10 protein-coding genes are annotated in these 14,586 nt (G+C 42.7%); 2 read left to right on the forward strand and 8 right to left on the reverse strand.

The annotated features are described in order from the left end of the window. Position 1: 1 nt before the first annotated feature. From VK179_12140 to VK179_12160, 5 genes are all read right to left on the reverse strand, one after another. On the reverse strand, positions 2-1,276 hold the full coding sequence (locus VK179_12140; protein HLO59486.1) for a TolC family protein: 1,275 nt from the start codon (positions 1,274-1,276) through the stop codon (positions 2-4). A gap of 139 nt (positions 1,277-1,415) precedes the next feature. After that, entirely contained in the window at positions 1,416-4,064 is a 2,649-nt protein-coding gene (gene adhE / locus VK179_12145) for a bifunctional acetaldehyde-CoA/alcohol dehydrogenase (protein ID HLO59487.1), read from the reverse strand. Between the two features lie 356 nt (positions 4,065-4,420). After that, positions 4,421-6,316, reverse strand: a complete 1,896-nt coding sequence (locus tag VK179_12150) for a sigma-54-dependent Fis family transcriptional regulator (protein ID HLO59488.1) — start codon at positions 6,314-6,316, stop codon at positions 4,421-4,423. A gap of 221 nt (positions 6,317-6,537) precedes the next feature. After that, complete coding sequence (locus VK179_12155) at positions 6,538-6,912, reverse strand: GxxExxY protein (protein ID HLO59489.1); 375 nt, start codon at positions 6,910-6,912, stop codon at positions 6,538-6,540. Positions 6,913-7,152: 240 nt separating this feature from the next. After that, the gene (locus tag VK179_12160) at positions 7,153-9,030 is read right to left on the reverse strand and encodes a von Willebrand factor type A domain-containing protein (protein HLO59490.1); all 1,878 of its coding nucleotides are present in this window, start codon (positions 9,028-9,030) and stop codon (positions 7,153-7,155) included. Positions 9,031-9,318: 288 nt separating this feature from the next. Here VK179_12160 and VK179_12165 point away from each other — a divergent pair, with 288 nt between their 5' ends. Beyond that, on the forward strand, positions 9,319-9,897 hold the full coding sequence (locus VK179_12165) for a sigma-70 family RNA polymerase sigma factor (GenBank protein HLO59491.1): 579 nt from the start codon (positions 9,319-9,321) through the stop codon (positions 9,895-9,897). Further along, positions 9,872-11,167 carry a carboxypeptidase-like regulatory domain-containing protein gene (locus VK179_12170; protein ID HLO59492.1) on the forward strand — a complete coding sequence of 432 codons (1,296 nt, stop codon included), beginning with the start codon at positions 9,872-9,874 and terminating at the stop codon, positions 11,165-11,167. The genes VK179_12165 and VK179_12170 overlap by 26 nt, the downstream gene beginning before the upstream one ends. A gap of 53 nt (positions 11,168-11,220) precedes the next feature. Here the strand turns inward: VK179_12170 and VK179_12175 are convergent, their stop codons facing one another. Genes VK179_12175 through VK179_12185 form a run of 3 tightly spaced genes read right to left on the reverse strand, consistent with a single transcriptional unit; the run spans position 11,221 to position 13,833 of the window. Then, positions 11,221-12,759, reverse strand: coding sequence for a M56 family metallopeptidase (locus tag VK179_12175; protein HLO59493.1), 1,539 nt, complete (start codon positions 12,757-12,759; stop codon positions 11,221-11,223). Beyond that, positions 12,752-13,138: a BlaI/MecI/CopY family transcriptional regulator gene (locus VK179_12180; GenBank protein ID HLO59494.1), complete on the reverse strand. Its 387-nt coding sequence runs from the start codon at positions 13,136-13,138 to the stop codon at positions 12,752-12,754. Before VK179_12180 ends, VK179_12175 begins: the two co-directional genes overlap by 8 nt. An 8-nt stretch (positions 13,139-13,146) precedes the next feature. Continuing rightward, a complete protein-coding gene (locus VK179_12185) occupies positions 13,147-13,833 on the reverse strand; it encodes a TonB family protein (GenBank protein ID HLO59495.1) in 687 nt (228 codons plus the stop codon). Positions 13,834-14,586 lie beyond the last annotated feature (753 nt).

Genomic DNA, 14,586 nt, shown 5'->3' on the forward strand with positions numbered 1-14,586 from the left:
ATTATTTATTTTGAATTGTATTACCTGTTAATCTTTCAAGGCGTGCCGCAGCCATGCAATACTCCGTAATCGCTCCTACTTCCTTTTGCCTGGCCTGAAGATGTGCCACCCTGGCATCCACCAGTTCGAGCATTGATCCCGTTCCGGCAATAAATTCGGCTGTGGCGGTTTCCAGGTTGGCTGTCGTTGTCAGAATCAGGTTGCCCGTAAGCCGGATTTGCTCAGCGGCCTCATTCAGGCTTATCTCCCGGTTGGTTAATTCTTTCATGTATTCCGCTTTTAATTGCTCCGCCTGGTTTACAAGAATTGATTTCCGGATAGTTTCAGATTGTACCTGGTAGTGAATTTCCCTTCCTTTAAAGAGGTTCCATCGTAAAGTAAGAGTTGCAGACCATGCATCCTTATTTTTTAATACAGGATTGTAAGCCCACTGATACCCGCCATTCAGGAAGAGCGCGGGATAGTGATCTGAACGGGCCTGGTTAACCTTGGCCTGCTGAGCGGAAACCAGGCTCATGACGGACCTGTATTCAGGATACTGATTCAGGCCTGTATTTTGCAGTACTGAAGAGATGGATATTGTCTCACCTGGATTCCGGGGCTCTTCGATCCAGGTTGTGTCGAGAACAGTTAACCGGGTAACCGGAATGCCCGAGAGCATTGAAAGTTCGTTCCTTGAACGCCAGAGTGAATTTAAAAAAGCATTCCGGTCGTACAGCGCTTCTGAAAAATCACTCTCAGCCTTCAGTATATCAGACTTCTTTCCGGACCCGGATTTGAAGCGCTCCTTTGCATAATCAACAAAAAGACCTGCCCGGGCAACATTTTCGCCTGCAATATTGAAAAGCCATTGCTGTTCAATACATGAGAAATATGCCAGTTTTACGGCAAGGCTGATTTCCTGTATCTGAGCCTCCAGGTCAGCCTTTGACGCAACTTCGATCTTCCTGGCCTGTTCAATTGAAAACCCCGCTTTATTTTTCTGCCACAGAAGCTGCTCGCCAAACAAGCCGGCAGAAGCTGTTTCATAATTATTTCCCGACCTGTATTCACTTGAGTACCCGGCCTTGTTTTCGGTATATACAGATAAATATTTTGCCGATCGGGCCAGGTTTACAGAAGCTCCGGATAATTCTGCTTTATTGGAAGCTTCTTTTATCATAGGATTCCATAACAGGGCAGAATCGATGCACTGTTCCAGGGTGACTGCCTGGGGAGTGACCCGCATAATAAAACCGGGAAATATCAGAGTCAGTATCAGAATTCCTTTCATCATAAACTCTTTCCATGTGGTTACAGCGCAAAGGAAGGAGGAGGATGTAAGGCAATTTTTTCGGAATTGTAATAAATTGTAACAAATAAAAAACCCGGCAACAATTTGCTGCCGGGTACCCTGACTAACCCAAACCGAAACTTTACTCTTTACTATAAGCTTTTAAATACAATTCTTTAATTTCTCCGATTGAAGGATAACGGGGATTAGCACCGGTACACTGATCGTCAAAAGCAAGCTCAGCCAACTTATCGGCTTTCTCAAAAAATTCCTTTTCAGGAACTCCGGCTTCCTTAATACTTGCGGGTATACCAATCGATTTCTTAAGTCCTTCAATAGCTTCAATAAGCGCCCCGACTTTTTCTTCGGGAGTATTGCCTTTGAGTCCCAGGTAATCGGCCATTCTTGCATAACGCTGTATGGCATCGGGGTATTTATATTGCGGGAAAATAGCCTGCTTACGGGGTGCGTTGGTGGCATTGAACCGGATAACTTCATTTATGAGGAGGGCATTGGCAAGGCCGTGCGACAGGTGAAACTCCGATCCCAGTTTGTGGGCCATTGAGTGACAGACTCCGAGGAACGCATTTGCAAAGGCAATACCGGCAAGTGTGGCGGCGTAATGAACTTTCTCCTTTGCTTTTGTATTGGCAGCGCCTTCGTTTACAGAAGCCGGGAGGTATTTAAATAACAACCTGGCTGCTTCAAGGGCATAGGGATTTGTAAATTCGGTGGCATATACCGAAGCCATCGCTTCAATGGCATGGGTGAGCGCATCAATACCCGACCATGCAGCCAGTTTTGCAGGCATCGTCATTACAAATTCCGGATCGATGATGGCAATATTCGGTGTAAGCGAGTAGTCGGCAATCGGGTACTTAATACCTGTTTTTTCGTCGGTTACAACCGCAAAAGGAGTGACCTCAGAGCCTGTACCTGAAGTGGTAGGTATTGAAACCATGATTGCTTTTTTGCCAAGTTCAGGGAAAGCATAGATCCTTTTGCGGATATCCATGAAGCGGAGGGCCATACCCTCAAATTCAAGCTCCGGGTGTTCATACATCAGCCACATGATCTTTGCGGCATCCATGGCAGAACCTCCGCCAATAGCCAAAATTACATCGGGCTGGAACGACATCATCCTTGAAAGGCCTTTTCTGACCGTGGCCAGCGTAGGATCAGGTTCCACTTCAAAAAATACATTCGATTCAATATGCATATCACCTAGATGCTGAATTACCCTGTCTGCATAGCCCAGGTCATAAATGGGCTTATCGGTGACAACAAATGCCCTGTGTTTGCCAGCCAGGTCCTGCAACGCCACAGGCAGGCAGCCTGTTTTGAAATACAGTTTTTCGGGCATCCTCAGCCACAGCATATTTTCCCTTCTTTCTGCATTTGTTTTCACATTGATCAGGTGCTTTACACCTACGTTTTCACTTACCGAATTGCCGCCCCATGATCCGCAACCCAACGTAAGCGACGGTTCAAGCCTGAAATTATAGATGTCGCCGATGGCGCCCTGTGATGCCGGCATATTGATCAGCAATCTTCCTGTCTTTACAAGCGAACTGAATGAATCAATTCTCTCCTTATTCAAGGGATTGGTATAAAGAACCGAGGTATGACCAATGCCTCCGAATTTTACAAGTTTGGTAGCCAGCACTTCGGCTTCGGCAAAATCAGATGCTTTATAAAGTGCCAGCACAGGGGATAGTTTTTCATAAGCGAAAGGCTCGCTGAAGTCAACCGATTGAGTTTCACCCACGAGAACCTTTGTATCTTTGGGCAGCTCGATACCTGCCATTTCAGCAATTTTATATGCAGGCTGCCCAACAATGGCAGCATTCAGGTGACCATTATTCACAATGCACTTCCCTACCCTTGTTTTTTCGTCCTCGTTCAGCAAATACGCATTGTTTTCCATAAGCAGCCTTTTAACCGTATCATAAACCTGCTGAACAACAATGATCGACTGTTCCGATGCGCAAATCATGCCATTATCGAATGTTTTCGACATCAGAACCGAACTGACTGCCATTTTTAGATTTGCGGTTTCATCAATGATTGCAGGAGTATTACCTGCTCCGACACCAATGGCAGGTATGCCTGATGAATAGGCGGCTTTGACCATTCCGGGACCGCCGGTTGCCAGTATCATATTCAGATCGCGATGGTGCATCAGGTATTGTGATGCTGCAACTGTGGGATTATCAATCCATCCGATTATCCCTTCAGGTGCACCGGCCTCAACAGCAGCCTTCAGTACTACCTTCGCAGCCTCAATGGTTGATTTGGCAGCACGGGGATGGGGTGAGAAAATGATTCCATTCCGGGTTTTCAAACAGATAAGTGCTTTAAAAATTGCAGTGGAAGTGGGATTTGTTGTTGGAACAATCCCTGCGATTACGCCTATTGGCTCAGCATATTTCCGGATTCCGAAAGTCAGGTCCTCTTCAATCAGGCCAACTGTTTTCTCATCTTTATATTTGTTATAGATGTATTCAGAAGCAAAATGATTCTTGATCACTTTGTCTTCCACAACACCCATCCCGGTTTCCTCAACCGCCATTTTAGCCAGTCTAATCCGGTTATCAGCAGCTGCAAAAGCAGCTTTGCGGAATATTTCGTCGACCTGCTTCTGTGTGAAGGTTCTGAATATTTTCTGAGCTTTAACAACGGATTGGATCGTGTTTTCAATTTCTTCGAATGCGTTTGCATGGATCTGGTTTTCATCAAGAGCGGCAATCACTTTTGGCTCTTCCAACTGAATTTTACCTGCTGTTTTCATATGCTGAAATTTTGGTTCCGGTTATTGTTATTCAATTCACAATAAACCAAGGAACGTGCCAATAACGGTAATTTGCTGGTAAATTGAAGTTTAATTAAAGTGATAAGATCTGTGGTTTCTTGAGGATGTACTAAATTAAGACAAATTGGTCTTTATTTGTGTAATATAATGGGACAGTGTATTATTTTAGTACATTCATAATGACGACCTGCTTTCGTCAATAAAATTACACAGAGAACCACTGAGTAGACACAGAGGACCACTGAGAATTTTGCTCTGTGCAACTCTGTGAATTCTCTGTGTAACTCTGTGTAATAATTATCTTACAAAGGGTTGATTACTTGCAATAGCGTATTTTATTTTGAGATATTGTACTTCTTCATTTTAAGATACAGCGTATTGCGGCTTAAACCAAGTGCCGATGCCACCCTGGATATATTATTTTCAAAATGATCCAGTGCTTTCTGAATGGTCGCCTTTTCTATTTCTTCCAGATTCCAGGTAACGACTCCCTCAAAATGAGTGTCCGGAATTATATTATTCGAAATACCACCAGCGGGAATATCATTTGTTGGTATTCTACCCCCCAGTATAACTGCTTTTTCAATCACGTTTTCGAGTTCCCTTACATTTCCCGGCCAGTTGTATTGTACCAGAGCTTCCATGGCACCGGGTTGCAGTTCGGGGATTGGTATTTCAAACTTCGATGCTTTTATCTTAAGAAAGAAATGAACCAGAGGAACAATATCCTCCCTTCGTTCCCGCAATGGCGGCACTTTCACTTCGATCACATTAATCCGGTAATACAGATCGAGCCTGAACCGTCCTGCTTTGACTTCTTCGTCCAGGTTCTTATTTGTAGCCGCAATAATGCGTACATCAACGGGGATGGGTTTTTCACTTCCCACCCTGGTCACCGCCTTTTCCTGGATGGCCCTGAGAAGTTTGACCTGCATATCCAGCGGCATTTCGCCAATTTCATCAAGAAAAAGGGTACCGTTATCCGCAAGTTCAAATCTTCCGGGTCGCCCTCCTTTTCGGGCGCCCGTAAAAGCACCTTCGGCATAACCGAATAGTTCACTTTCAATGAGTGACTCACTGATGGCCCCGCAGTTGATGGCAACAAAGGCTGCATCGTGGCGGGGACTTTCATGATGAATCGACTGGGCAATGATTTCCTTACCGGTCCCGGTTTCACCTGTAATCAGTACTGTACTGGGTTTACGGGCAATTGTTTTGCAATATCGCACAAGGCTTTTCACTGCCTCGCTTTCGCCAATGAAATCATTAAAAGTATATCTCGTATTATGACCTGCGTATTGATTGATCATCTGGAGGATATCGCTATATTCCCTGAATGCCAGAAGATATCCGGGTATCTCCCCATCTTTTGTACGAATCACATAGGCACTGAAAAGAAATTTTTCTTTCAGTTTGGGAATACTGAATCTTCCTTCAATCTCAAGATAGGATTCACCGGCAAGAATTTTCTGTCTTACTTCCTTCCAGTCCCTGAAAATACTGTCGATCGGGATATTGATCAGGTGAAGTCTGCGGATATTCACAGAACGGCAGGCCGTGTCATTCACCCATAAGATATCGTCATTCAGGTCAATCGCAAACAGTCCGTAAGCCAGGTTATTCATCATGGCAAAAGCGAACTGGTTTGAATTGTTCAGTTGTTTTTCAATATTGGCGTTATTCATCCTGTATTCCACGGCGCTCACGGCTGCAACTACAAGGCCAAGCGTATGCGGATGGACCAGTTTGCTGCTTCCTGTAAGGTTAAGCGTTCCTGCAATAGCGCCGTTCAGGTCGTGTATCGGTGCAGCCGAACAGGTCCATTTATGATAGGCCGAAATGAAGTGTTCTGTGGCAGTTACCTGCACCGGACTGTTTTCGGAAATGGCGGTTCCCATGGCATTGGTGCCAATGCTTTTCTCATCCATGTAAGCGCCCTGGATCATTTTCTGTTTCCTTGCCTCCTCAAGAGGTTCCGTATCGCCATTGACTTCCAGGATACAGCCGTTTTTGTCGGTAAGGATGATGATAAAACCAGTTCCCCGGAGGAATTGGTAAAGGTCTTCCATAACCGGGATTGTAATGGTGAGCAATTCCTCATTTTCTTTGAGAACCTTTTTAAGATCGGCATCAGCCAGTATCTTCCGCGAAACAGAAGATTCTGCTTTTATGCCGTATTCAATGCTGCGTTTGTGAGAATGCTGAATGATTTCCTTGTGCGACTTTGCCATTCCTTTACAACTAAATTCCGGGCAAAGTTAAAAAACTCACCGGCAGAAATACAAAAGCTCATAATCATAATTACTAATTAACACGAAGCTTCGGTTAACCAGTAATAGTTGCTAAAAAATAACCACGAATGCACGAATTAAAGACTAATAATTAATGTAACCGAATTACACGAATAAGCATGAGCTTCGCTCATGGCATTGAACCGACATTTAGCAAAGGTCTAGATTACAATTCTTTTATAAGTTAATTTGCTTTCTCCAAAGTTGATGATAATAGCAAGCTGATTTCCAGACACTTTAAGGTAATTAATCGCCTGTGCAATAAACTCATGGGGAATACCTGATGATGCTTTAATTTCCAATATTATATTGTTTTCTACAACGAAATCAGCATAAAACTTATGATCAAGTATTATGCCCTTATAGGTAATCTCATATTCTTTTTCTCTTTCATATTCAATTTGTGCTTTTTTCAATTCAAATTCCAATGCATCTTTATATACAATCTCAACAAATCCTGGACCGAGATAATTATGAATATTCATGCATATTCCAATAAGCTCATAGGAAATATCTTTATATAACAAATCTGACATAACATTGAATTTCAATGATTAAATGTAAAAAAATGTGAGGGAAAATAATGCATTCATGGCAGCTTTTTGCTCTGCATGAGTGAAACTCATGCCCATTAGTGAAATTCGTTAAGATTTCTTTTCGTCTTTAATTCGTGCATTCGTGGTTATTTTTTTAGTTGTTTGCAATATATCCGTTGTTTAATAAAAACCACGAAGAGGTTATCTTCGTGGTTTACTCTATTTATTTTATTCGTTAACTCACTCCGCCATGGAGGTAAGGCCGGCTTCGCTGAGTTCTACGAGGCGGATAAACTCTGCCCGGTAACCATCCGTATCACTTCCTTTCGCACCACGGGCAAGCGACAATACATCTTCATACTCCACATTGCCCTTAAACTCAGAACCCCTCAGCAGCATTCCGAATTCCGCCACAGCAGCCGAGAACCTGAAATTTTCAGAAGTTTGATTTATACCCAGTACACTATACGGAATCACTTTGTCGAACAGGATGCTTGAATTGCTTTCCGGTTTTTTATACCTGAGCTTAACAGTCGCCAGCTCATTGTTATCACCAGCCTGAGGCAATACCTGCACTTTCTGGTATTTCAATTCTCTTGAATCTCCTTTCCTGTTTACCGGCACAATTTCATACAAAGCCGTTACACTGTGGCCTGCGCCCATTTCTCCCGCATCCTTTTTATCATTGTCGAAATCTTCCTCATTCAGCAATCGGTTCTCATATCCAACAAGCCTGTATTCCTTAACATAGGCCGGATTGAATTCAACCTGTATTTTCACATCTTTTGCGATCGTATACAGAGTGCTGCTGAATTCGTTTACAAATATCTTTTTAGCTTCCATGAGGTTGTCGATATAGGAATAGTTCCCATTTCCTTTATCTGCTATAATCTCCATTTTATCATCCTTGTAGTTTCCCATTCCAAAACCGGTAACCGAAATGAATATTTTTTTATCACGGTATGATTCGATCATTCTTTCCATTTCGGCATTGCTTGACGGACCTACGTTGAAATCTCCGTCTGTCGCAAGAATAATGCGGTTGTTGCCTTCTTTCATGAAATTCTCTTCTGCCACTTCATAAGCCAGCTTAAGTCCGGCAGAACCTGCTGTGGATCCCCCTGCTTCAAGCCTGTTAAGTGCTTCATTGATTGTCTGCTTCTGATTACCTGGGGTGGAAGGAAGCACAATTCCCGAACTCCCTGCATAAACAACCATTGCTACCCTGTCTTGCGCCCTTAACTGGCTGACAAGAAGCTTCATTGCCTTTTTTAACAACGGCAGTTTGTTGGGCATGTCCATTGAACCCGAAACATCAATAAGAAACACAAGATTACTCGGAGGTACGTCTTTGGTGACCATCTTTTCACCCTGCAATCCTATATGTAAAAGCTTATGATCGCTGTTCCAGGGGCATTCGCCTAATTCGGTAATGATCGAAAAAGGATGCCCGTTATCCGGCTGGGGATAATCATAATCGAAATAATTGATCATTTCTTCAATGCGAACTGCATCGGGTACCGGTTTCTGGCCCTCATTGATGAATCTCCTCACATTGCTGTACGAAGCTGCATCCACATCAATGGAGAATGTTGACAGAGGTTCTTTCAACGGACTCTTATATCCGTTTTCATTTATAGCAGAATAACCTTCGGTATTGAAGTCCGGTGCCGGGTTACAGTATGCTTTTGAATAGCTCATGGATGGCTGTGATGCTATACCTCTTATAGCAACACCGGAAGTACGGCCCTGCATTTCTGATTTTGCTGAACTTTTATCACGCCCCCGATGAGAACCGTATCCTACAACCACTACCTCGTCGAGCTGCGCAACATTTTCTGTCAGCATTACTAGCAAATTCCCCGAAGAATTCACCTTAACTTCTTCCGTATTGTAACCAATGTAAGTAAAAACAAGCACTGCGTTTTCATCAGTCACCTGTATCGAAAACTCGCCGTTGGCGTCTGTCACAGTTCCCGTTGTGGTTCCCTTTATTACGATATTCACTCCGGGGATAGGATTATTTGAAGAATCCACCACCTTGCCGGTTATGTGCTGTTGTACTGATCCTGAAGTCATCAGGAATGTAATCACAATCATCAACATTATCTTTTTCATATGATCAATTTTTTAGTGAAAGAACTTTGATCATAAGGTGCAGATGGGGGAGAATTTCCATAAATGATATAGGGGATTGGAGATAATTCTTAGAGACAAGGCTTTGTTCGGTAGAGACAAGGCACTGCCTTGTCTCATAAAAAATGGATATCAGATAAAACTTAATCACTGCCCTAACCCGGTATACCGGTGTTGACCTGCCCAATTAAATCTGAAGTTATTTCAAAATTTTTTAAATTTGAAACAATAAATTTTACCCCTATTAAGACAGCGTCCCCATATTCCGGCATGACCGATCCGGAGCTTCTGGATTTATATCAAAGTAAAAAGGACCTTGAAGCCCTTGGAGCATTATACAAAAGATATATGATCCTTGTATATGGCTTGTGCATGAAGTATCTTAAAAACAGGCAAGACGCACAGGATGCGGTAATGCAGATTTTTGAGACCCTTGTTAAAGATGCCCTGCGATTTGAGATCCGGAGTTTTAAGAGTTGGCTATATGGTGTAAGCCGAAATCATTGCCTTATGAAACTCCGTTATGAAAAAGCAGAAAATAACCGGCTGGATAAATTTTCAGCAGATTTTTTTATGGAAATCAATGACGATATGCACCCTGTTGAAAAAGCCGATGATCCCGATGTGCAGGTGCATTTAAAGGATTGCATGGAAAACCTTAAAAAGGAACAGCGCTTATGCGTTGAACTTTTTTATTATCAGCAGCGATGTTACAAGGAAATCGCAGATGAATTGTCATTCAATGAGAACCAGGTGAAGAGTAATATTCAGAACGGGAAGAGAAATTTGAAGATATGCCTTGAATCCAAAAACCAATTAAAAAATGTCCGGGAAAATTCCGACATATGACAGGATATACAGCTACCTGAAAGGTCTGCTATCAAACAGGGAACGCCATGAACTTGAGAAGGACATGATGCAGGATTCCTTTAATGAAGAGGCTTTTGAAGGGATAAGCCAGCTCTCACATGAAGAGCTGGAGGCCGATATGCGACGGATGATGAACCGGCTGGATGAACGGATTCAACCCAAACGGCACGTAAGGATGTTACTGTTTTACAGAATTGCTGCCGGCCTGGCTATCCTTGTAGCATTATCAACAGCACTTTATTTCCTGTTTCCCGGAAATAAACAGGCACCCTTACTGACCCAGGATGCCGGTAAAGAAAAAGCAGTTTCCGTTCCTGAAACCAGCGTTCCCGGCGTTCCGGACCAATCCGCTGACCTGAAATCAGAAACCCGTAAACTAGGAATAACAAGGAAATCCCAAGGTACATCCAATTCTCCTGCGGAACGAGGTAGAGATGCGATTGATCGCGTCTCTGAGAATAATCCAACTGTCCCTGATAATGATTTACCGGTTAAATCAGAAACAATGAATTCTGACAGAGACGAGATGAATCGCGTCTCCACGGCGGCCCCGATGGCAGAATACAAAAAGGGGGTATCTGAGGCATCTGTCTCGGATGATTCCTCCTTTGAACAGCAGTACATCACCGGAAGGGTTCTTGGTATAAACCGGCAGGCGCTTGCCGGTGTATCCATTGCAGACCAGGATACACGCTCGGTTACAAGAACAGATAACCAGGGTAATTTCAGATTGCCGGTACACAGTTCATCATCAAAGATCGCGTTACGGTACAACGGTTATAAATCAATTGAATTATCACCAAAGGAAATCGCAGGGAAAGAAATATCAATGAATGAAGACAGGCCTCCCATCAATGATGTGTTGGTTACCAGGTATGGAAAGACAACATCAGCTGCCGGTGAATCACAGGCCAGAGCAAAAGCCGCTGCTCCTTCAGGCACATACCAGTATTATAAACCTGTCCCTGCCGGTGGATCATTTAAAGCTTTTGAAAACTGGGTGGAGAGCAAAATCGATGTGGACAAATTTATGGAATTGCTGCCCGGCAACTATAAAATAACAATCAACCTGGTTGTAAACTCTGATGGTACGCTGAACCAGATTTCAGTTAAGGAAGGAGTACCTCCTGAAGTGGCTGAGGAATATAAGCGTGTGGTTGCCCTGAGTGATGCCTGGCAACCGGCCCGTGCCAATGAAACTCCTATTGATTCTCAGATAGAGCTGATTTTTTCACTTATCATTCAGTAAACCGGTTTTTTAAAATGCAACCCCTGCAGTGGTTGCAAATCCTCAACACGAATTTATTTCATTTTAAATTCAATGGGCATGGTTACCGTTGTGGCTACAGGTCTTCCGCCCTGGTTTCCTGGTGTCCAGTGGCCCTCTGTTAAAACGGTAATTCTGATTGCTTCTTTATCCAAATCCGGTGATAAACCCCTGATAATTTGAGGAGCGGACCTTATCTTTCCATCCTTATCAATAACAAATAATACCAGGACAGTTCCTTCCGTGCCTTTCTTTCTGGCTTCTGCCGGATATTTAATGTTATCCTGTATAAATTTTTGTAAAACAGTGTTACCACCCGAGAATGAAGGAAGTGTTTCAGTAAAAACAAAGCCTCCTCCTGAATGTTCCTGCTTGTCATTTTCGCGCTTTTCAGTATTTAATGACTCCTTCTTTTCCTGTCCGAATTCAATTGCCATGATATCAGGTTCTAAATTGACATTGATGGTAGAATTCTTACCAACAGGCATTACCTGAGTTTTATAACCCATAAATGTAAATACCAGTTCGTCCTCAGATCCGGTTACTATTATCTCATATCTGCCCAAGGTATCGCAAACAGTACCGATATTCTTATTTTTAATAATAATATTGGCGCCGACAATAGGATCTTTAGTGTAGTAGTCGCAGACTGTGCCCTTTACGACAATTTCATGTGACCCGGTCTGGCTGATCAGCGGCGGATTAGAAAACAAAAGCAGCAGGACTGCAAACAGCGGGATCAGAAGCAGAGCTCTGTATCCAGCCCTTTTCGGGGATTTGACATTTTTCATCATCATAATACGTTTTTTAATGAGTGATTGATTAAATTGATTGGTTAATAGAAAGACAGGACCGCCCAATGCCTGGTTGACAAGGATGGCCTGGTAATTCCCGATATTTGTGCCGGATTGGAGTACTTCCTCATCGGCAAGGTATTCATGAACCTCTTTTACTGATTTTTCGAACAACCACACGAATGGATTAAACCACTGCAATACAGAAATAATCTGGATAAGAAACAGATCCACATAATGCCCCTGCCGAAGGTGCGACTTTTCATGCCGGATTACACTTTCAAGGGATCCCTTTTCTATTCGGCCTTCCGGGATAAATATCCGGTTGAAATAGGAAAACGGAATCATATCCGTATCCAGGGTAACCAGTTTAAAGCCCTCGTGCTCTGTTATTTTTGACAGCCGGCTGACGGCATGCAGGTAAATGGCCTGGTAAACAAGGCGGGCCATGACGATTATGGCCCCGGCCAGGTATATGGCAGTAAAAATCCTGCTCATATTCCAGCCGAATCCTGCATTGGTATTATTGGATAAATCAGTTGCCACAGGTAAGGGGACCTGAGGTACAGAAAAATTTATGTCAAGGACCATTCCCGGGATGGATTTGATTCTGAAAAGTGCAGCGATTGCCGGCAATAACATGGATGCGGTCAGTGAAAACATCAACACCATCCGGTTGATCCTGAAGTTTGTGTTATTACGGAGAACCAGCCAGTAGAACAGGTAGAAAACACTTAGCGCGATACCTGATTTTATTGCGTATTCAAAAAAATCATTCATGGTTGTTCTTTTTTGATTTTTTCAATTCCTCTTCGGTCATCCGCATGATCTCCTCCAGGTCCTTCATGCTCAGATTATTCTCCTGTGCAAAAAAGGCTGCCATTTTAGGAAAGGAATTATTGAAGTAATCCGACAGGAATCCTTTAAAATGCACACGGGCGTAGGCGTCCTTGCTTACTACCGGGTAATATTCATAAGTATTTCCATATTGTTTGTGAGAAATAAATTCCTTTTTCTCAAGGACCCGTATGACAGTGGATACGGTGTTATACGGAGGCTTGGGATCGGGCATCCTGTCGATGACGTCTTTTACAAATCCTTTACCCAGGTCCCATAATATCTGCATTACTTCCTCTTCTGCCTGCGTGAGTTTTTTCATTTCTTACCTTAATTTTCTGATTTAAAATTAATTAAATAATACCCCTGGTTTAATTCGACATTCAGGGTCCTGTTTTTACCGACGGGTTCAATTTTCAACTCATAGCCCATAGCAGAAAATTCAAGTTCATTTTCCTCGCCCGGAACTTCAATTTTATACTGTCCGTTACTATCGGTTACAGTACCTGAACTTGTCCCTTTAATAATTACAAGTGTTCCTTCCATCGGTTGCCCGGTGGCCTTATCCAATACGCTGCCGGAAATAATAAAGAACTTTTGGCTGACCGGTTTTTCGCATTCAAAATCAATAGGCAATAAAATCCTGCAGGTAACCGGTTTGCCCCAATTCAAAGCCGGTTGCCAGTCAGTAAGTAACGATGCAACCCGTAACGCTTCCGAATCATAAAACGGATTAATTCCTCTTACCAGCTTGACTTTGTCCGCTTTGCCCTCCTTGTTAATCTCAAGACTTACCATCACGGTCCCTGAAATGCCCTTCTCTTTAACGGAATCAGGAATCACCAGGCTTTTGTAAATAAATTGCTTTAAAACGGTTTTCCCACCTTTAAAACCGGGAGGCGAAACACCTCCATGGTATTCCTGTGACACGGCGTTGTTCTGCAAAAGCAAAACTCCTATGCCATAAAGGAGGTATCTGAACCATTCCGCTGCTATTTTTCGAAATAGTTTTTTCATGATTTTCTGGTTTATTCATTTCACATAACAAATATATAACTATAAAAACAGTTTTGCAACTATTTTTGCAGTTATTTAACGTAAGATGTAGTTATTTATTGTATATTAATGATTACCTGAAAGATCGTCATTGCGAGGAGCCAGAACAATCATTGATTATTCGAACAGGCACACCTTGCTAAAAGCTTACGATGCAAAAAGAAAGTTTTAAGAAAAATCATTATTATTCTTTGTAAAGCCCTGCCTTTGCAGGCAGATTGCTTCGTCGACTGCAAATACTGCTATAATCAATTATTTATCATGGTCCTACTAATTACGACTTTTCGTAAACCACAGAAAATCTAAAATATAACCACGAATTCACGAATTGAAGACAAATTAAATTAAAAACAAATGGCCTCGAATGGCTGAAGGCTTTGCCTTCAGGCGACAATATAGAAAAAGGAGTACTACCTGATTTACTATCCGTTCCCACACCATAAGTACAACACCAATGGACCGTGAAGCCCGCCTCTGAAAAAACGCGTTAAGAAAATTAATTCACGAAGCGTTAAGAAAGAAAAGCTGTCTGATCCCGATTTAGAATCTGTAGGATTTCAGGACACTGAAATCCACAGAATTCTTGATCGGGAGAGTTCTTTTCTTTTAGCGAAGTGAATTAATTTTTAGCGATTTTTTCAGCAGCGGCGGCATTTTTTGGTCACTTTTTTTTGCTGCAGAAAAAAAGTGACTCAGGGTTCGGGGCGGATAGCC

The sequence above is a fragment of the Bacteroidales bacterium genome, assembly GCA_035299085.1.
Lineage (GTDB): Bacteria > Bacteroidota > Bacteroidia > Bacteroidales > UBA10428 > UBA5072.

Bases quoted from the DNA above. Each gene is read 5' to 3' on its own strand.
- VK179_12140 (HLO59486.1), bottom strand. From the start codon at position 1,276: ATGATGAAAGGAATTCTGATACTGACTCTGATATTTCCCGGTTTTATT.
- VK179_12175 (HLO59493.1), bottom strand. From the start codon at position 12,759: ATGAATGATTTTTTTGAATACGCAATAAAATCAGGTATCGCGCTAAGT.
- VK179_12180 (HLO59494.1), bottom strand. From the start codon at position 13,138: ATGAAAAAACTCACGCAGGCAGAAGAGGAAGTAATGCAGATATTATGG.
- VK179_12165 (HLO59491.1), top strand. From the start codon at position 9,319: ATGACCGATCCGGAGCTTCTGGATTTATATCAAAGTAAAAAGGACCTT.
- VK179_12170 (HLO59492.1), top strand. From the start codon at position 9,872: ATGTCCGGGAAAATTCCGACATATGACAGGATATACAGCTACCTGAAA.
- adhE (HLO59487.1), bottom strand. From the start codon at position 4,064: ATGAAAACAGCAGGTAAAATTCAGTTGGAAGAGCCAAAAGTGATTGCC.
- VK179_12150 (HLO59488.1), bottom strand. From the start codon at position 6,316: ATGGCAAAGTCGCACAAGGAAATCATTCAGCATTCTCACAAACGCAGC.
- VK179_12185 (HLO59495.1), bottom strand. From the start codon at position 13,833: ATGAAAAAACTATTTCGAAAAATAGCAGCGGAATGGTTCAGATACCTC.
- VK179_12160 (HLO59490.1), bottom strand. From the start codon at position 9,030: ATGAAAAAGATAATGTTGATGATTGTGATTACATTCCTGATGACTTCA.
- VK179_12155 (HLO59489.1), bottom strand. From the start codon at position 6,912: ATGTCAGATTTGTTATATAAAGATATTTCCTATGAGCTTATTGGAATA.